Genomic DNA, 17,030 nt, shown 5'->3' on the forward strand with positions numbered 1-17,030 from the left:
GACCCTAGCCCCCGGATGTTGCGGGCCGGTGTCGGCCGTCGGCGCCTAGGAGCCGGCCTCGGCGATCCGGCGGCGCAGGCCCGTGGCGCGCTGCGCCTCGGTCGCCACCGCGGCGCGGACGGCGGCCTCGCTGCCGACCACCCGCACCAGCCGCTGGGCCCGGGTGACGGCGGTGTAGAACAGCTCGCGGGTCAGCAGCCGCGAGCCCTCGTCGGGGAGCAGCACGGTCACCTCGGCGGCCTGGCTGCCCTGGCTCTTGTGGATCGTCATCGCGTGCATCGTCTCGACGGCGTCGAGCCGGCCCGGCGCGAACGAGCGGGGCCCGCTGGAGCCGGAGATCACCGCGCGGGCGCGGCCCTCCTCGCGGACGACGACGCCGGTCTCGCCGTTGTAGATGTCAAGGGCGTAGTCGTTGGAGGTGACCAGCACCGGGCGGCCGACGTACCACTGGCCGAACACGTCGACGCCCGGCTCCTCGGCCAGCCAGCGCTCGACCAGCTGGTTCCACCGGCGTACGCCGTAGGGGCCCTCGCGGTGGGCGCAGAGCAGCCGGTAGCGGTCGAGCCGTTCGATCGCCGCTGCGGCGTCGCCGGCCACGGCGGCGTCGAGCACCGCGCGGGCGGCCGCGACGGCCGGTCCCCGGAGCGCGCGCTCGACGTCGGCCTCCGTGGTCGCCTCGACGAACTCGACCTCGGCGGGCGCGGTGCGCAGCACGTCGAGGACGGCGTCGGCGTCGCCGCTGCGCAGCGCGGCGGCGAGCGCCTTGATGTGCTGCTGGGACCGGAAGTTCTCGGCCAGCGCGGCGACCGGCGAGTCCGGCCGCCCGGCGTGACCCTCCACGAGGTCGCGCAGCACCGCGCCGGCGCCGACCGAGGTCAGCTGCTGCGGGTCGCCGACGAGCACCAGCCGTGCGTCCGGGCGCAGCGCCTCGAGCAGCCGGCCCATCATCGTCAGCTCCACCATCGAGGCCTCGTCGACGACGACGACGTCGTGCTTCAGGCGGTTGCCGCGGTCGTGGCGGAACCGGGTGGCGTTGTCGGGCCGCCAGCCCAGCAGCCGGTGGAGGGTGACGCCCTCGGGCGCCCCGACCGCGGCCGCGGCCTCCGGCGACGACTCGGCGACGGTCGCGAGCTCGGCCGCCACCGCCTCCTGGAGCCGGGTCGCGGCCTTGCCGGTGGGGGCGGCCAGCGCGATCGAGAGCCGCTCGCCGCGGGCCGCTGCCTGGTCGGCGAGCACCACCAGCATCCGGGCCACCGTGGTGGTCTTGCCCGTGCCGGGCCCGCCGGTGAGGATCGTGGTCCAGCGCCGTGCGGCCGCGACCGCCGCGGCCTCCTGCTCGTCGCTGAACCTGCCCGAGCGAACGACGTCGAGCACGGCGGCCAGCCGCCCCTGGTCGACGGGCGGGGACGGCAGCGCGGCGCGGGCGCGGAGGTCGTCGAGCACCTGGGTCTCGAGCCGGTGGTAGCGGTCGAGGTAGAGCAGCCCGAGGTCCCACCGCAGCACGCCGGCGGCCACCAGCGGCGAGGCCGCGACCGCGCCCGCCCACTCCACCGGGTCGGGCCAGGGCAGCTCGGGGTCGACGCCGGTCACTGCGTCGAGGTCGAGGCAGACCGCGCCCCGCCGCACGGCCCGGACGGCGAGCGCCAGGGCCAGCCGCACCCGCTCGTCGTGCTCCTCCCCCAGCGCCGCCACGCGGTCGGCGACGTGGACGTCGGAGGCGGTGAGCACGCCGGCGGCGTTGAACGTCGCCAGCAGGCCCCGCGCGCCGGCGGCGAGCCGCCAGTCGTGCTCGCCGGTGGGCTCCCACAGCTCGGTCACGGCGCTCCCCCGTCGAGCAGGTCGGAGACGGCCTCGACCAGCGCGACCGGCGGCCGCCACGAGAAGACGCCGCACGGGTGCCCGTCGACCACCGGGGTGTCCGGACCGCACATGCCGCGCAGGTAGAGGTAGAGGACGCCACCGAGGTGGAGCTCCGGGTCGTAGCCCGGCTGGCGCCAGCGCAGGAAGCGGTGCAGCACCGCGGCGTAGAGCAGCGCCTGCAGGGGGTAGTCGGAGTGGCCCATCGCCGCCGCCAGAGCCTCGGGTCGGTAGGAGTGGGCGGTCAGCGGCTCGTCGGCCGGGCCGAGCCAGTTGGTCTTGTAGTCGACCACCAGGTAGCGCGGACCGGCGTCGGTGCGGGTGCGCAGCACGACGTCGACCGAGCCGGTGAGGTAGCCGCGGAGGCTCTGCGCGGCCAGCTCGCCGGTGAGCTGCTCGGCGTAGGCCCGCACCGGGTCGCCCTCGGGGAGGTGCGCGCGCAGGATCGGGGCGAGGTCGCCGAGCCGGGGGTCGACCACCGGGCCGCGCACGTCGCCACCGGCCAGCGGCAGCTCGAAGTCCATCTCGCGCAGCCGGTCGCGCAGGGGCAGCCGGCGCAGCGTCAGGTCGCCGACGAGCGGTCCGAGCGGCGAGTCGCAGACCGTCACCAGCGCGTCGGCGAGCTCCTCGCGGTCGAGCTCCACGGGCCACCAGCCCAGCTGCTCGTCGATGTGGCCCAGCAGCTCGGCGCGGAGGTCGGGCGCGTCGGGGTCGGTGTGCTCGAGCACGGCGTGCACCAGCGAGCCGAACGTCGCGCCCACCGGCAGGCCGGCCATCGGCGACACCGGGGCCGCCGCGGCGCCAGTACCGACAGGGGCACCGGCCGCCACCACCAGCGCCTCGCCGTCGAGGCCCTCGTCGTCCTTGGCGGTGACCTCGGGCTCGCTGGTGACCCGGTCGGCCGGCACGGTCGCCGACTCCAGCCGGCTCAGCGAGGAGTACGACGTGCGCCGCCACGCGGCGTCGACCTCGCGGGTGAACGACCGGGCGGCGAGCGCGGGCGGGGCCGGGCGGGGCGGGTCGGCCCCCGGGTCGCCGGGCACCGCCGGCTCGGGCACCGGGCCGCCGCGGTCGCGCCACTCGGCGAACAGCCCGACCAGCTCGTCGTCGGACGGCACCGGCGGGGCCGCCGGCACCTCGCCCGGGTCGGGACCGTCGGGGTCGCGCATCAGTAGCCGGTGCAACGGGGAGGCGACGGCGTTCTTGGTGGGCGCCCACCAGGCCACGACCTGCGACTGGGCGCGGGTCACCGCGACGTAGAGCAGCCGCAGCCACTCGCCGGCCTCCTCCTCGGCCCAGCGCCGGCAGTGGTCGGCCCAGTCGGCGCCGCCGCCCCCGACGTTGATGCAGCGACGGCCGGCGTCGTCGTGGAAGAGCGGCCGGGTCGGCTTGCCGACGAAGCGGTCGGCGAGGGCGGGGAGGTAGACGACGGGGTACTCCAGCCCCTTGCTGGCGTGGATCGTGACGAGCTGGACGGCGGCGGCGTCGGAGTCGAGCCGGCGGGTGCGCTCGAGACCCCGACCCGCCCGGCCCTCGGCGACCTGCTCGCGCAGCCAGGTCAGCAGCGAGACCAGGCCGTGCCGCTCGGTGAGCGTGACCTCGTGGAGCGCCTCGCCGATGTGGCGCAGGTCGGTGAGCCGACGGTCGCCGCCGACCTCGGCCAGCACCCGCTCCGGCAGCCCGCCGACGGTGGCGGCCTCGACCACCGCGGCGACCCCGCGGGTGGTGAACAGCTCGACCCACCCGCGCAGCGTCTCGGCCACGTCGTCGGTGAGGGCGTCGCCGCGCTCGTCGAGCTCGGCCGCGCTGTGGCCGAGGAAGCAGGTGAGCGCCGCCGACCGCACCCGCGTCGAGCGGTGCGGCTGCTCGAGCGCCTCGAGCAGGGTCAGCCACTCCACGGCGGCGGGGGTGGCGAACACGCTGCCACCGCCCGCGATCACGGCCGGCACGCCGACCTCCTCGAGGGCGGCCCGGGTGGCGGCGAGGTCGGCGTGGCGGTAGGCGATCACCGCCACGTCGGCCGGGCGCAGCGGGCGGCCGTCGAAGGTCGCGCCGCTCGCGAGCAGCCGGCGTACGTCGAGGGCCAGGTCGCGGGCGACGTGGGGCCGGGTGTCGCCGACCGCGAGCGTGGCGTGACCGGGGCGGCCGAGCTCGTGGCGGCGCAGCACCCGCACCCGGAACGGCGCCGGGGCGGGCGCCCCGACCAGGCGGCTCTCGTCGTGGCGGGCCTCGACGTCGCGCACCACGATGCGCGGGTCGCCGAGAGCGGCACCGACCAGCAGCCGCTGGAACGACGCCAGCAGGGGGGCGTCGCTGCGCCAGTTGACCGAGAGCGTCTGGCTGGTGGTGGCGCCGGCCGCGGCCCGCAGGTAGGTGGTCACGTCGCCGCCGCGGAAGGCGTAGATCGCCTGCTTGGGGTCGCCGATCAGCACCATCGTGGCGTGGCCGGAGAAGGCCCGGTCGAGCACCTGCCACTGCACCGGGTCGGTGTCCTGGAACTCGTCGACCAGCACGATCCGCCAGCGCTGCCGCATCCGCTGGGCGGCCGCGCCGTCGGTGTCCTCGAGCGCCCCGGCGAGCCGGCTGAGCAGGTCGTCGTAGGAGAGGATGCCGAGCCGGCGCTTGCGCAGCTCCAGCTCCTCGCGCACCCGCAGCGCGAACGAGACCCGCCGCCCGGCCGGCGTGGACCGGTCCTCCCCGGCCGGCTCGAGGTGGGCCTGCGGGTCGTTGACCACCGTGCGCGCGATGGCCAGCGCCTCGTCGTGGGAGAACGCCGGGCCGGCGGGGTCGAAGGCGAACGCGCGGAGGTAGAGGTCGTCGACGGTCTCCTTGACCAGGTCGTCGAGGTCCTCGACCAGCCGCGACCGGGAGTCGGTGTCGCCGGCGACGCCCAAGGAGTCGAGCACCATCGAGCAGAACTGGTGGGTGGTCGCGATCGTCGCGCCGTCGAAGCCGGCCAGCGCCTCGGTCACCCGCCGATGCGCGAGGCGGCGGCGGTCGGCGTCCCACTCCCGGAGCAGGTCGACCAGGTCGGAGCCGGGCACCTCCCCGGCCGCCGGGTCGTCGCCCAGCACCCGCTCGGCCTCCACTAGCTGGGCCCGCACCCGCTCACGCAGCTCCTGGCTGGCGGCGCGGCCGAAGGTGACGATCAGCATCTGCTCGAGCCGGGCCCGGCCCTCCGCGACGTAGCGGGTGACGAGCGCGCCGATGGTCCAGGTCTTGCCGGTGCCGGCACTGGCCTCGAGCAGCACGGTGCCCGACGGCAGCTCGCCGCGGACGTCGAACGGCGCCGGGGTGCTCCCGGCCTCGCTCGTGGGGGCGCTCACAGCGGCCCCAGCCGTTCGGCGCCGGTGAGCAGGGGCTCCCAGACCCGCCAGGCCAGCTCGGGCAGGCCCCGCTCGAGCAGCACCTCCAGCCGGGCGCCCTGGCCGAACACCTGCTGGTGGTGGGGATCGGCGTCCTCGCCGGTGATCCCGAAGGCGTTGTGGGGGTCGGTGACCCACTCGCGGTCGGCCAGGTCGACCGGTCGCACGTCCTGGCCCGCGAGCTCGCGGGCGCGCGCCTCGGCCCAGGCGGCGCCGGTCGCGAGCGGCAGCGGCAGCGGGGTGGTGAGGCCGAGGTCGCGCACCGCCACGAGGTCGCGCAGCCAGTCGAGCGCGCGGTGGTCGAGCGGGCCGGAGAGCGCCCGCTTGGGCCCGGCCCGCTCCCGGCCGACGGCGTGGCCGGTCCAGCTCTGGTCGGGGTCGGAGGCGGTCAGGGCGAGCACGTCGACCCAGGTGTGCAGCCGCTGCCGCGCCTTGAGCCGGGAGTAGCCGAGCGAGACCACCCGGGTGCCGTGGACCCCCGGCACGGTGCCGGTGAGCCGCCGGCCGTCGCCGAGGTCGACGTCGACGTCGACCGAGCGCCGCTCGCCGGTGCGCAGCTCGGCGGTCGAGACCCAGAGCCGCTGGCACTCCTCGACCACCTTCTGCAGGTCGCGCTCGCCGAGGCGGCCGGGCGGGAGGGTGCCGCGCAGCTGCTCGGCGGTCATCACCGCCGTCGGGTCGGCGCCGGCGAGCACCTCGCGCAGCAGGGTGTCGCCGACCTGCCAGAGCTGGAGGCTGTTGAGGGTCACCGGGATCGCGTCGTCGAGCTCGTCGGGCTCGAACGGCGTCGCGACGTCGAGCCGGCCGCGCAGGAAGCCGCGCACCGGGTGGGTGAGGAAGGCCTTGAGGTCGGCCAGCGACACGTCCTCCTCGCCGCCCCGGGGCGGCAGCGGTGCGGTCAGCAGCGGCGGCCGCGGCCGCCGCTCGGCCACGGCGGAGCGAGCGCCGGCCAGGGCGGCGGTGTCGAAGCTGAACGGCCGCTCCCGCGGCCCGCGCAGGGCGGGGTCGCCCCACTCCTCCGGGTCGTCGGCGGGGGCCCCGCCCTTGAGGTTGCGGGCGTCGTAGGGCTGGAGGGGGTGACGGGTGACCACGTGGTCGCGCACCGGACCGGCGGCGGTGCGGTCGGCGGCGTCGAGCAGCTCGCCCAGCGGTACGGCGGGCGGCCGCCGGGCCCCGGAGTGCTCGTTGGCGCCGGTGTAGGTGACGACGAGGTGCTCGGTGGCGGCGAGCACGGCGTCGAGCAGCAGCTGGCGGTCCTCGCTGCGGCCGTCGCGCTCGCCGGTGAGCGGGCGCCGGCCGAGCACGTCGTCGCCGTCGACCGACTGCGAGCGCGGGTAGACGCCGTCGTCGAGACCCACCAGGCAGACCACCCGGTGGGGCACCGAGCGCATCGGCACCATCGTGCAGACCGTGAGCGTGCCGGTGCGGAAGTTGGCGCGGGTCGGGCGCCCGGCCAGCCGCGAGCCGAGCAGCGCCCGGACGTCGGAGAGCCGCAGCTCCAGCGATTTCTCCTGCGACGACCCGGCCGCGCGCAGCAGCTCGCGCTCGAGCTGGGGCACCTGCCAGGCGTCGTCGGTGGTGGTGTCGGTGAGCTCACGGACCCCCAGCCGCAGCGCCTCCAGCCAGTCGCCCACCGATGCGGCGGCCTCGAGCGCGGCCAGGCAGCGCGCCAGCCGGTCGACGAGCTCGGCGAGCCGGCCCACCAGGTCGATCTCGTTGCTGCCCACGTCGTCGAGCGGCAGCCCGCGACCGAGGTGGCGGTGGTCGTCGCCGCTCATCGCGACCCCGAGCAGCACCCGGTCGAGTCCGGCCCGCCAGGTGTTGTGCTCGAAGCCGGCCATGTCGAACGCCGCGCGGGTGGAGGCGTCGAGGCCCCAGCGCACCCCGGCCCGTGAGACCCACCGGCCCACTCGGTCGAGCTCGTCGTCGGTGAAGCCGAAGCGCCGCCGGCACGGCTCGCTCGAGGCCAGGTCGAGGACGTCGGACGCCGTCACCCTGCCGCCGCTGAGCTCGAGCAGCGCGGCGGCGACCGCGAGCAGCGGGTTGGTGCTGGTGAGCGCCCGGTCTGCGAGCTTGACCCGCAGCCGGTGCGCCGGGTGGCCGACCGGCACGTCGGCGCCGGTGACCGGCGCGAGCCCGAACCCCGCGGAGATCAGCGGCGCGTAGGTCTCGATGTCGGGGCACATCACGAGGATGTCGCGCGGCTCGAGGGTGGGGTCGTCCTGGAGCAGGCCGACCAGCACCTCGCGCAGCACGTCGACCTGGCGCGCCGGGCCGTGGCAGGCGTGCACCTGGAGGCTCCGGTCGCCCGGGCCGACCGCGCGGCCCGCCCGCTCGTCGGCGGTGGGCGCGTGGTTGGCGCGCAGGTCGTGCTGGAGCCAGCCGAGCAGGGTCGTCGGGCTCACGGGGTCGGGCGCCGCCCCCGCGTCGTGGGGCTCGACCGCGGCCAGGGTGCGGCGCAGCTCGCGGGCGTCGCGGCCCAGCGAGGCGAGCAGCGGGTGACCGACCCGCTCGGCGGAGTCGTCGGCGTCGCGCGGCACCACCAGGCGGGCGTCGGCCAGCGCGTCCCACAGCGCGGGCGAGGGCTGGGGCAGCCACAGGTGCACCTCGCGGTGGGTGGCCAGCGCGCCGAGCAGCGCGACCTCGGTGGCGGGGATCCGGGTGTGGCCGAAGAGGGACAGGCGGTCGGGCAGCGGCAGCCCGTCGCCGCCGGCCTCGAGCCGGCGCACCGTGTCGGCGTGCCGCTCGTCGGGCGCGGGCTCGCCGACCCGGGCGACCAGCCGTCGCCACAGCTCGGGCTGCCAGGCCAGGTCGGGGTCGAGGCCGCCGCCGGCGCCGTCGGTGTCGCGGCCCGCCCGCCAGTCGGTGACCAGCGCGGGCCGCTGCACGGCGTAGGAGGCGAACAGGTGGGCCAGCCGTGAGGCGACCGACCAGCGCCGGCTGCGGCGCAGCTCGCCGTCGGCGCCCGCCACCCCGTGGCCGAGGTGACGGGCCAGGGTCGCGCACCACGGCTCACCGAGCGACTCGTCGACCACGGCGAGCAGCGGCCAGACCAGGCGGTCGGGGTCCCACGGGTCGTCGCGCTCGCGCCCCAGCAGCAGCGAGACCAGCGAGCGGGGGCTGAGGAACCGCACGCCCGCACACACGCCGTCACCACCGCGCGGACCCGCCCCCAGCCGGTGGGAGAGCCGCTGGGTCAGCCAGCGCTCCACACCCTTGGCCGGCACCACCACGACCTCCTCCGCGAACGGGTCGGCCAGCGGCACCGCCAGCAGGTCGCCGAGGGCGTCGGCGAGCCGGTCGGTGCGCGCGGCGCGGTGGAGGTGGAGCGGCACGGCGGCAGCATCGCACGGGCGCCCGACAGCTCGGAGGTCCTCGCGTGGTCCAGACTGGCCGCGTGGACGACGCCGGCGACCTGCTCACCGCCTTCCTCTGCGTGCTGGTCGCGGGCGCCGTGCTCGGCCGGGCCAGCCGCAGCTCGTCGGTGGGCGTGCCGCTCGAGGCCGCGGAGGTCCCGCCGGAGCACCACGCGTCGTACCTCACCCTGGCCCTGGTGGGCGCCGCCGGCACGATCGCCGGCACCTGGCTGCCCGAGGTCGGCGTCGTGGGCGCGCTGCTGGTGCTGGGCTACTCCGTGCCGCTGTACGTCGCGCTCCGGCGCCGCGGCGTGCCCGGCGGCGGCACCGCGCTGGTGGCCCTGGTCGCCCTGGGCGTGGCCACGGCCCGGGTCGTCGAGGTGCTCTGATGCAGGTCGCCGCCGACCTGGTCGCGGTCGCCCTGGCCCTGCTGCTGCTCGGCACCGCGCTGGGCCTGCTGGCCGGGCGCCCCGAGCCGGTGCGGCTGGTGACCGGCGCCGGCGTCGACCCGGCGCGGGTGCGGGCGGTCGCGGCCGTCGAGGTCGTGGTGGCCCTGGCGCTGCTCGGCGGCACCCGGGCGCCGGAGCTGGGGGTCGCGGGCGCGGTGCTCGCGCTGTTCCTCGGGCTGGCCGCCGCCGACTTCCGCCGCCGGGCCCGGCTCCCGGTCGTCGCGCCCGCGGCGTTCGCCGTCGCGGCGGTCGTGGCCCTCGTGCTCCGGGCCGCGACCCTCTAGGTTCTCGCCATGGCGATCGACCGGGTGGCAGCGACCGTGGGCGGGCTCCGGATGGCGTCGGGGATCTCCTTCCTCGTCGACCCCGTGCGGGCGAACCGGTGGTGGGGCGACCGGCGGGAGCCGGTCACGACGACCCGGCTGCTGCTGCGCTCGATGGGCTACCGCGACGCGCTGGTGGGCGGGCTGCTGCTCACCGCGGCGCTGCGCGGTCGCGACACCCGGGGCTGGTTCCTGGCCTCCGGCGGCGCCGACGCCGCCGACCTGCTCGGCGGGCTCGGCGTGCACCACGAGATGACCCGCTCGCAGCGGGCGATCGGGCTGGGCGGCGCCGCGGTCGGCATCGGCGTCGGCCTGTGGGGCGCGACCCGCAAGCGCTGACGCGTCGGCGCCGCCGCTCAGTCGTCCCGCTGGGCCAGCCGGAGCAGCAGCTCGGCCTCCCACAGCGCGGCCCGGTCGCGGTGGAACAGGCCGTGGTGGCCGATCCTCGGCAGCCCGTGCTCGGCCGGGTCGAGCCGGCGCGACTCCACCGGCGCGCACGCGAACAGCGCCTCGAGCTCGGCGATGCTGCGCGCGCTGAGCAGTTCGTCGTCGGTGACCGAGATCGAGGCGATCGGCACCGTGACCTCGCGGGCGCGCTCCTCGATGTCGGGCACGTCGACGCCGTAGTAGCGCGGGTCGCGGCACCAGCGGCCCCACTGCCTCATCACGTTGGCCGGGGCGTCGCCGAGCATCCGCAGCCGGCGGCCGGGGTAGTAGCCCGCGACCCGGATCGCCAGCGGGGCGACCACGCGGAACAACAGCGGCGCCCAGCGGCGCACCCGGTCGGCGTTCCAGCCGACGTAGCCGAGGCCGGCGGCGACGGTGACCACCCCGTCGAGCAGGTCGTGCCGCGCGAATGGCAGCACCTGGCCGCCGAGGCTGTGCCCGAGCCAGGTCACCGGCGTGCCCTCCGGCACCGCCTCGATCAGCGTCTCGAGGGCACTGGCGGCGTCGTGGGCCCAGCGCAGCAGGTCGCCGCGCTCGGCCCGCATCTCCGCCACCGAGCCGGTGCCGCGGTAGTCGAACGTCAGCACGACGTACCCGTGCCCGGCCAACCAGGTCGCCAGCGGCGCGTACCACGTCGACGGCGTCGCCATCGCCGGCACCACGACCACGGCGCCCCGGGGCCGGGTCGGATCGCTCGAGGTCGGGGACGGCAGGAACCAGGTGGCCCGCAGCTCGCGGCCGTCGTCGGCGCGGACGACGCCGAGCCGAGTATCGACGGTCGGGGTCTCGACCGGGGTCGTCCGCTCCGTCATATGACGGGTGTCATAAGTGGTCATGCCGCGACTCTAAGACACCTGTCATAGCGGGCGCAATAGACTGGTCTCATGACGCCCGCGACCACCCGTGACACCCGGCAGCGGATGGTCGCCGGCGCGGCCCGGATGATCGCCACCTCCGGCGTCGAGGCGATGAGCCTGCGCGACCTCGCCGAGCGCGAGGGCGTGCCGCTGGGCTCGACGTACCACTACTTCCCGGGCGGCAAGAAGCAGCTGGTCGACGAGGCGGTGCGGTACGCCGGCCAGACCGTGCTCCGGCTGATCGTGGACTCCCGCACCCAGAGCACCCGGTCGGTGCTGCGGGTGCTGGCCGACGGCTGGCGGGGGGTGCTGGAGCGGTCGGACTACCGCACCGGCTGCACGGTCGCGGCGGCAGCGACGTCGACCGAGGACCAGCACCAGGAGGTGGCCCGCGAGGTCTTCGAGGAGTGGCACCGCGCGCTCTCGACGACGCTGGTCGAGACCGGGGTGCCCGAGCGGGTCGCGCCCGGGGTGGCGCGCACGGTGGTGGCCTCCACCGAGGGCGCGCTGCTGCTGGCCCGGGCCACCCGCTCGGTCGGGCCGCTCGACGAGGTGGTCGCCGTGCTCACCGACGTCGTGGAGGCCGCTCGCCGTCTGCCTCGCTGATGTCGGTGTCGAGGGCTGCGCGGGCCTCCGGCTTGCCGTGGAAGCGTCGGTAGCTGTAGACGATCAGGCCCAGCGCGAACAGGCCCGAGAAGATCTGGGTCACGCCGGTCCAGACCCCGCCCGGCAGCCACCAGGTCTCCGAGAGCGGCCACCAGCCCGGCTCGGCCGGCTTGACGATCCACAGCACCCCGCAGGCCACCAGCACCAGCGCCCCCAGCGCCGAGGCGGCGATCCGCGGCCAGGTCTCCACCGACTCGGCGGCGCCGCGCAGCGCGCGCAGCAGGATGGGGTCGACCCGGCGCTCGGCCCACTCGTACTGCTGCGAGAGCACCAGCAGGCCGGCGCCCAGCGCGAGCAGCCCGGGGCCGGGCAGCACCAGGGCGGCGATGCCGACCACGACGAGCAGCCAGCCGACCACCTCGAGGGCGACCCGCTTCGCCGTACCGATGCCGGGGATCCTCATGGCCCGAAGCCTCGCAGACCGCACCCAGCCACGACCTCAGGGCTCGCCCCCGACCCGACCCCCGACCCGACCCCGGGCCTCGGCCAGCTCGGCGTCGAGGGCGGCGACGGCAGCGGGGTCGCCGTGGTAGCGCCGCCAGGCCCACCAGACCAGGACCACGCCGGCCAGCCCGGTCACCACCTGGCCGACGCCGGCCCACAGCCCGCCGGGGAACCAGGTCCAGTCCGGCAGCGGCCACCAGTCGGGCTGCGGCGGCACCCAGATCCACAGCAGCCCGGCGGCGGTCAGCGCCAGCGCGCCCACGCCGGTCCCGACCCCACGCCAGGTCGTGACCACCCCGTGGGCGACGCCCTGGACGGCGCGCAGCCGCACCCTGTCGACGCGTCGGTCGGCCCACTCGTAGTGCTGGGAGAGCAGGGCCAACCCGACGAACAGCACCAGCAGGCCCGGCCCGGGCAGCGGCCACAGCACGACACCGAGCACGACGAGCACCCATGCCGCGCCCTCCCGGGCCACACGCCGCACCACCGTCCGCGGAGACATGCCCGCAGGATCGCACCGCCGGGTGAGCGGCGGGTGAACGACGGGTCAGCCGCCGTACTGGGCGACGTAGGCGCGGCCCTCCTCGGAGAGGTTGCCGTGGGTGTCGGCGACCTTCGCCCAGCGCAGCGACATCTGCAGGAAGCGCAGCGGGTTGTAGACGTCCTCCTCGCGCGAGAACAGCCCGTCGCCGGCGTAGGTCATGATCGTGAGGTTCGACTGCTCGTGCACCGACCCGTCGCCCGGGTCGGGCATCAGGTTGCGCACCTCGCACAGCAGCCGCGAGGTCGGCACGTCGACCACCTGCCAGGCCAGCGGGAAGCCGGTCATCACCCCGCCGGGGAACGACGTCATCGTCGCCACCGACCAGGCCCGGATCTCCTCACGGCCGCGGAAGGTGCCGAACGCGTGCTCGACGTACTCGGCGTCCTCGGTGAAGTTGTCGGCGAAGGTGTGCCAGTCGCCGGTGCGCGCGTGCTCCTGCACGCGCGCGTGCATGGCGGCGTAGGCCTCGGTGATCTCGTCTGCGCTGAACGTGCCGGTGCGGTCCACGCGGCCATCCAAGCAGGGAACGAGAACACGTTCTAGGTGTGGCGAGTCGGCGGAGTTGGGCACTCGTCTCGCCTAACTCGACTCGCCAACTGGACTTCTGGCCGTCCGTCGGTCAGTATCTCTACTAGTTCAGTAGTGAACATGCTTTGTATCGACTACGTCTGTCCGGTGCGGGACAGAACAGCCGAAGGGTGCTCGACCATGCGCAAGCTCATCGTCCTCGGATTCGTGGGACTCCTCGCCCAGCTCATCGACGGCTCGCTCGGGATGGCGTACGGCGTCACCTCGTCGACGCTGCTGCTCGCCGCCGGGGTCGCCCCCGCCGCCGCGTCGGCCGCCGTCCACTTCTCCGAGATCGGCACCTCGCTGGTCTCCGGCTTCTCCCACCACAAGCTGGGCAACGTCGACTGGCGGACCGTCTCGATCCTGGCGGTGCCGGGCTTCGTCGGTGCCTTCGCGGGCGCCACGCTGCTGTCGAACCTCGACGGTGACACCGCGAAGCCCTGGGTCGCCGGCATCCTGCTCGGCCTCGGCATCTACGTCATCTGGCGGTTCCTGGTGCTCGGTGGCCGCCGCCCGACGTTCAAGTCCCGGCCGTCGGCCGGCTTCCTCGCCCCCATGGGAGTGGTCGGCGGCGCGCTCGACGCGATCGGCGGCGGTGGCTGGGGCCCGGTGGGCACCACCACGCTGCTCTCCTCGGGCCGCCTCGAGCCGCGCAAGGTCGTGGGTTCGATCGACACCTCCGAGTTCGTGGTCGCCGTCGGCGGCTCGCTCGGCTTCATCCTGGCCCTCGGCTCTCAGGGCATCGAGTGGGCCTACGCGGGCGCGCTGCTCGCCGGCGGCGTCGTCGCCGCCCCGATCGCCGCCTGGCTGGTGCGCAAGCTCGCCGCCCGGGTGCTCGGCGTCGCGGCCGGTGGCCTGATCGTGCTCACCAACTCCAAGACCATCGCCGAGGCCCTCGGCGCCACCGGCGAGCTGGTCGCCGTGATCGCCTCCGTCGTCGGCGTCCTGTGGATCGCCGGCATCGTCTGGGCGGTCCGCCAGGAGCGTCTCGCCCGCGCCCTCGAGGCCGCCGGCACGACCGAGCCGGAGCCCGTCGTCGTCTGACGCCAACGCTGGTCGAGGAAGTTGCGCTAGCGACTGTCTCGAAACCCCCGACGGCCGAACGCCCTCCCGTCCCCACCGGAGGGCACTCGCCTCACCGGGTTTCGAGACAGGCGTTGCACGCCTTCCTCGACCAGCGGGGGTCAGCCGCGCGGGCGCCCGTCGGGGACGGCGAAGACGTTCATGCCGGTGGGCTCGCGGTCGCCGAGGGGGTGGAGGGTGCCGCTCTCGTCGCTGACGTGGAGGACGTAGCCGGCGTCGTCGAGGAGCTTCTTGCAGCCGGCCCGGTTGTCGATGCCGAAGCCCTCGGCGACCAGCCACTCCAGCTGGAGCAGGGTGATCCGTTGCTCGGCCAGGGCCCGGGCGGCGCCCCGCAGGACCAGCTCCTCGGCGCCCTCGACGTCGACCTTGGCCGCGGCCCTACGGTCGCCGAGCAGCTCGTCGAGGGTGGTGGCCGGCACCTCGATGGTCGCCTGGCCCTCGGTGTCGACGATCCGGTTGAGCACATCCTCGCCGTCGGTCATCCGGACCGTGCCCGGCGCGTCGGCGATCGCCTTCTCGACCACCTCGGCCGTGACCCGGTTGAGGGCCAGGTGCTCGCGCACCCGGGCGGCGAGCGTGGGGTTGGGTTCAACGGCGATGACGTCGGCACCCTGCTCGAGCGCGTAGAGGGTGTAGGTGCCGATGTTGGCGCCCACGTCGAGGAAGAGGTCGCCGCGCCCGAGGCGGTTGCGCCACACCAGCATGTCCGGCCACTCCGGCGGGTTGTGCACCAGGCAGCGCACCGGGTCGTACTCACCGGGGTAGGCCACGATCCGGGACCGTTCGCCCAGCGGGATCTCGGTCGGCTTGCCGCGCACGATGGTCCGCCAGTCGTAGCGGATCGCCCGCGCCGCCCAGCGCAGCCGCTGACCCCGGTGGCTGGGGTGACCGGCCGCGGCGGCGACCCGCCACAGCCGCTGGTGCTTCCAGAGCCGGTGGTTGACGGTGGTGCGCAGGCTCATGCGGGTCCTCGGCGGGCTGAGGTACGGAACGGTCTGACGTGCGGCAGGCGACGGTGCGTGCGCGGCACGACCCTAGTCGTCCCGGCTGGGCAAAATATGGTCAACCCGGGGTTTGGCCGCTCTCCTCGACGGGTACGGCGGAGTAGTCGACCCGGGCGGTGTCGACTCGGGAGAGGTGCCGCCCGGGTCGTTCTGCGTCCTCGCCCCGCCCCGCCGGTGGTTGAGGAAGGCGTGCAACGCCTGTCTCGAACCACCGATCAGTTGCGCCTGTGGAACTGGACCTTCCCGGTGGGGAGGTAGGTGGTCCGGTACGTCGGGTCGTGGGCGCGTCGGTGGTGGGAGGGGCAGAGCAGTACGCCGTCGCGTAGGTCGGTGTTGCCGCCGTCGGTCCAGCGGGTCCTGTGGTGGGCGTCGCAGGTGGAGGCGGGTCGGTCGCAGCCCTCGCTGCGGCAGGTCCTCTGCTGGAGCCCCAGTGCGATCCGTTGCGGGTTGGTGAAGAGTCGTCGGGTGCGGCCGAGGTCGAGGGCCTGGGACTGCCCGTCCAGCACCGCGGGGATCAGCCCGGCCTCGCAGGCGAGCCTGCGTGCGGCGCCGGGGCTGATCCGGGTGCCGGTGTCGAGCTCGCAGGCCGCGAGCCGCCCCTCGAGCACGGCGAGCGGGATCGTCACCACCACGGTGGCGTTGACGCCGCCGCGCTGGGGCAGCCGGTGTGCGGGGTAGCGAAGGATGTAGTCGCAGAACGCCTGGCCGAGGCTCTGCGAGGTCACCCTCTCGTGGGTCAGAGCCGCGTGGGCGAACAGCGCCTTCTTCAGCGCTTCGGCGTGCAGGGTCGGGATCACGAACCGGCCGTAGGTCCGGCCCTCCCCGTCGTCGAGCATCGTGAGCTTGCACGCCTTCTCGGCTTCCCGCTCCTCGCGAGCCAAGCCTCGGCTTCGGCTGCTTCGCCGACCTCGGGGCAGACGATGTCGAGGATGCGGTTGCCGAAGATCGTGAGGTCCTTGGCGTCGTGGTGCCGGGCGAGCTCGACGAGCTCGACCTGTGCCTGCTCGCGGATCTGCGGGTCGGTGTCGTTGGGGAGCTTGTCGATCGCGCGGGCGATGACCTCGGCCTGCTCCAGCAGCAGCTCACCGCGTCCAAGCGCTTGCGCGACGGTAGGCATGGTGTCGAGCTGTCCTGCCAGCCGCATCGTCCTGGCGGTCTCTCGGCGGGTGGCGTGGGTGGCGACCGCGAGCCACGCTGCGGTCGAGGTGGCACCGGAGGCTGCTTCGACCTTCTGGGTCTGGGCGTGCTTGGCGGCCCGCAGCTCGAGAGCCGCCACCTGGCTCTTGAGCTTGGCGATCTCGGTGAGGGTCTCGGCCGCTTCGGGGGCGGGCATGCTCCACAGCGGCAGCTCCCCGACCTCGGCCAGCGTGGCGCGCACCTCCGCAACAGCGCGGCTGATGCGGTGCCGTTTGTGGGGTGTGGCCTTCGCTGTCATGCCTCTACCCAAGCACCGACCACCGACAGTCCTCGGCCGGTTTTCGCGTTGTCCGCAACGAGATTCGTGGTTGTGACCCGATCGCTACCTGGGCCACCGCTGGTTGAGGAAGTCGCGCTAGCGACTGTCTCGAAACCCCCGCCGGCCGAACGCCCTCCGTCTCCACCGAATGCGCATCGGGGTATCGCCGACCCGGCGCTTGTTGTCGCCGGCTTGCGCCGACCCGGCGTTAGTTAACGACGGCTCGGCGAAACCTGGGTTGCCCGCCGGGTGGTTGCGGGAGGGCTGTCGGCTCACCGGGTTTCGAGACAGGCGTTGCACGCCTTCCTCAACCACCGGTGGGCACGAGTGCCGGCAGTGCGCCGTACCAGCAGGCCGACCGAGTCTCGCGGTCAAGGACGCCGAAGGCGCCGCCGGGAATCCTTGACGGCGAGCGTCGGCCTGCTAGACGCGCGGGCGCCCCGAGTCACCCCCGGAGTGCACGACCCGTGGTTCAGGGAGGGCGCCCGGCTCACCGGGTTTCGAGACACGACTTCGTCGTTCCTCAACCTGCGGTGCGCGCAGCACGCGCAGTGCGCCGGATCCGCAGGTCGCCCTGGGTCAGCACCGAAGCGACCGAGTCGCGAGCAG

General features: G+C 75.1%; 15 protein-coding genes. 5 read left to right on the forward strand and 10 right to left on the reverse strand.

Annotated elements, in window-relative coordinates:
• Positions 1-45: 45 nt before the first annotated feature.
• From recD to recC, 3 genes are read right to left on the reverse strand one after another with little or no spacing between them, the layout of a single operon-like run.
• Positions 46-1,818: an exodeoxyribonuclease V subunit alpha gene (recD, locus tag JT721_RS09265; protein ID WP_205472752.1), complete on the reverse strand. Its 1,773-nt coding sequence runs from the start codon at positions 1,816-1,818 to the stop codon at positions 46-48.
• On the reverse strand, positions 1,815-5,183 hold the full coding sequence (locus JT721_RS09270; RefSeq protein WP_205472753.1) for a UvrD-helicase domain-containing protein: 3,369 nt from the start codon (positions 5,181-5,183) through the stop codon (positions 1,815-1,817). Before JT721_RS09270 ends, recD begins: the two co-directional genes overlap by 4 nt.
• Positions 5,180-8,557, reverse strand: a complete 3,378-nt coding sequence (recC, locus tag JT721_RS09275; RefSeq protein ID WP_205472754.1) for an exodeoxyribonuclease V subunit gamma — start codon at positions 8,555-8,557, stop codon at positions 5,180-5,182. The genes JT721_RS09270 and recC overlap by 4 nt, the downstream gene beginning before the upstream one ends.
• Before the next feature lie 62 nt (positions 8,558-8,619).
• On the opposite strand from recC, the gene JT721_RS09280 reads away from it, so the two are divergent.
• From JT721_RS09280 to JT721_RS09290, 3 genes are read left to right on the forward strand one after another with little or no spacing between them, the layout of a single operon-like run.
• Positions 8,620-8,967 (forward strand): hypothetical protein, encoded by a 348-nt coding sequence (locus JT721_RS09280; RefSeq protein ID WP_205472757.1) that lies wholly within the window; start codon positions 8,620-8,622, stop codon positions 8,965-8,967.
• Positions 8,967-9,311 (forward strand): hypothetical protein, encoded by a 345-nt coding sequence (locus JT721_RS09285; RefSeq protein WP_205472759.1) that lies wholly within the window; start codon positions 8,967-8,969, stop codon positions 9,309-9,311. The genes JT721_RS09280 and JT721_RS09285 overlap by 1 nt, the downstream gene beginning before the upstream one ends.
• Positions 9,312-9,320: 9 nt before the next feature.
• Positions 9,321-9,689 (forward strand): DUF4267 domain-containing protein, encoded by a 369-nt coding sequence (locus JT721_RS09290; protein ID WP_205472761.1) that lies wholly within the window; start codon positions 9,321-9,323, stop codon positions 9,687-9,689.
• A 17-nt stretch (positions 9,690-9,706) separates the two neighbouring features.
• On the opposite strand, the gene JT721_RS09295 is transcribed toward JT721_RS09290, so the two are convergent.
• Complete coding sequence (locus JT721_RS09295; RefSeq protein WP_205472763.1) at positions 9,707-10,633, reverse strand: alpha/beta fold hydrolase; 927 nt, start codon at positions 10,631-10,633, stop codon at positions 9,707-9,709.
• 48 nt (positions 10,634-10,681) lie between these two features.
• Here JT721_RS09295 and JT721_RS09300 point away from each other — a divergent pair, with 48 nt between their 5' ends.
• Positions 10,682-11,260, forward strand: coding sequence for a TetR/AcrR family transcriptional regulator (locus JT721_RS09300; protein WP_205472765.1), 579 nt, complete (start codon positions 10,682-10,684; stop codon positions 11,258-11,260).
• On the opposite strand, the gene JT721_RS09305 is transcribed toward JT721_RS09300, so the two are convergent.
• From JT721_RS09305 to JT721_RS09315, 3 genes are read right to left on the reverse strand one after another with little or no spacing between them, the layout of a single operon-like run.
• The gene (locus tag JT721_RS09305; RefSeq protein WP_205472768.1) at positions 11,220-11,723 is read right to left on the reverse strand and encodes a PGPGW domain-containing protein; all 504 of its coding nucleotides are present in this window, start codon (positions 11,721-11,723) and stop codon (positions 11,220-11,222) included. The two genes, JT721_RS09300 and JT721_RS09305, sit on opposite strands and share 41 nt — an antisense overlap.
• 36 nt (positions 11,724-11,759) lie before the next feature.
• Entirely contained in the window at positions 11,760-12,266 is a 507-nt protein-coding gene (locus tag JT721_RS09310; RefSeq protein WP_205472770.1) for a PGPGW domain-containing protein, read from the reverse strand.
• Positions 12,267-12,311: 45 nt separating this feature from the next.
• A complete protein-coding gene (locus JT721_RS09315) occupies positions 12,312-12,815 on the reverse strand; it encodes a nuclear transport factor 2 family protein (protein ID WP_205472773.1) in 504 nt (167 codons plus the stop codon).
• Between the two features lie 201 nt (positions 12,816-13,016).
• Here JT721_RS09315 and JT721_RS09320 point away from each other — a divergent pair, with 201 nt between their 5' ends.
• Positions 13,017-13,922 carry a sulfite exporter TauE/SafE family protein gene (locus JT721_RS09320; RefSeq protein ID WP_205472775.1) on the forward strand — a complete coding sequence of 302 codons (906 nt, stop codon included), beginning with the start codon at positions 13,017-13,019 and terminating at the stop codon, positions 13,920-13,922.
• A 140-nt stretch (positions 13,923-14,062) separates the two neighbouring features.
• Here JT721_RS09320 and JT721_RS09325 read toward each other — a convergent pair whose 3' ends face one another.
• The 3 genes from JT721_RS09325 to JT721_RS09335 all read right to left on the reverse strand — a co-directional run bounded on the left by JT721_RS09325 (position 14,063) and on the right by JT721_RS09335 (position 16,400).
• On the reverse strand, positions 14,063-14,923 hold the full coding sequence (locus tag JT721_RS09325) for an FkbM family methyltransferase (RefSeq protein ID WP_205472777.1): 861 nt from the start codon (positions 14,921-14,923) through the stop codon (positions 14,063-14,065).
• A gap of 257 nt (positions 14,924-15,180) precedes the next feature.
• A complete protein-coding gene (locus tag JT721_RS09330) occupies positions 15,181-15,801 on the reverse strand; it encodes an HNH endonuclease signature motif containing protein (RefSeq protein WP_205472779.1) in 621 nt (206 codons plus the stop codon).
• Positions 15,759-16,400, reverse strand: coding sequence for a DUF222 domain-containing protein (locus tag JT721_RS09335; RefSeq protein WP_205472781.1), 642 nt, complete (start codon positions 16,398-16,400; stop codon positions 15,759-15,761). The genes JT721_RS09330 and JT721_RS09335 overlap by 43 nt, the downstream gene beginning before the upstream one ends.
• Positions 16,401-17,030: the final 630 nt, after the last annotated feature.

Origin of the sequence: Nocardioides sp. SYSU D00038 (assembly GCF_016924665.1) — a bacterium.
Classification (GTDB): domain Bacteria; phylum Actinomycetota; class Actinomycetes; order Propionibacteriales; family Nocardioidaceae; genus Nocardioides.

What these genes read in the sequence shown, in the direction of transcription:
- JT721_RS09285 (WP_205472759.1), top strand. Translation starts at nt 8,967, where the DNA reads ATGCAGGTCGCCGCCGACCTGGTCGCGGTCGCCCTGGCCCTGCTGCTG.
- JT721_RS09290 (WP_205472761.1), top strand. Translation starts at nt 9,321, where the DNA reads ATGGCGATCGACCGGGTGGCAGCGACCGTGGGCGGGCTCCGGATGGCG.
- JT721_RS09295 (WP_205472763.1), bottom strand. Translation starts at nt 10,633, where the DNA reads ATGACCACTTATGACACCCGTCATATGACGGAGCGGACGACCCCGGTC.
- JT721_RS09300 (WP_205472765.1), top strand. Translation starts at nt 10,682, where the DNA reads ATGACGCCCGCGACCACCCGTGACACCCGGCAGCGGATGGTCGCCGGC.
- JT721_RS09305 (WP_205472768.1), bottom strand. Translation starts at nt 11,723, where the DNA reads ATGAGGATCCCCGGCATCGGTACGGCGAAGCGGGTCGCCCTCGAGGTG.
- JT721_RS09310 (WP_205472770.1), bottom strand. Translation starts at nt 12,266, where the DNA reads ATGTCTCCGCGGACGGTGGTGCGGCGTGTGGCCCGGGAGGGCGCGGCA.
- JT721_RS09320 (WP_205472775.1), top strand. Translation starts at nt 13,017, where the DNA reads ATGCGCAAGCTCATCGTCCTCGGATTCGTGGGACTCCTCGCCCAGCTC.
- JT721_RS09325 (WP_205472777.1), bottom strand. Translation starts at nt 14,923, where the DNA reads ATGAGCCTGCGCACCACCGTCAACCACCGGCTCTGGAAGCACCAGCGG.
- JT721_RS09330 (WP_205472779.1), bottom strand. Translation starts at nt 15,801, where the DNA reads ATGCTCGACGACGGGGAGGGCCGGACCTACGGCCGGTTCGTGATCCCG.
- JT721_RS09335 (WP_205472781.1), bottom strand. Translation starts at nt 16,400, where the DNA reads ATGACAGCGAAGGCCACACCCCACAAACGGCACCGCATCAGCCGCGCT.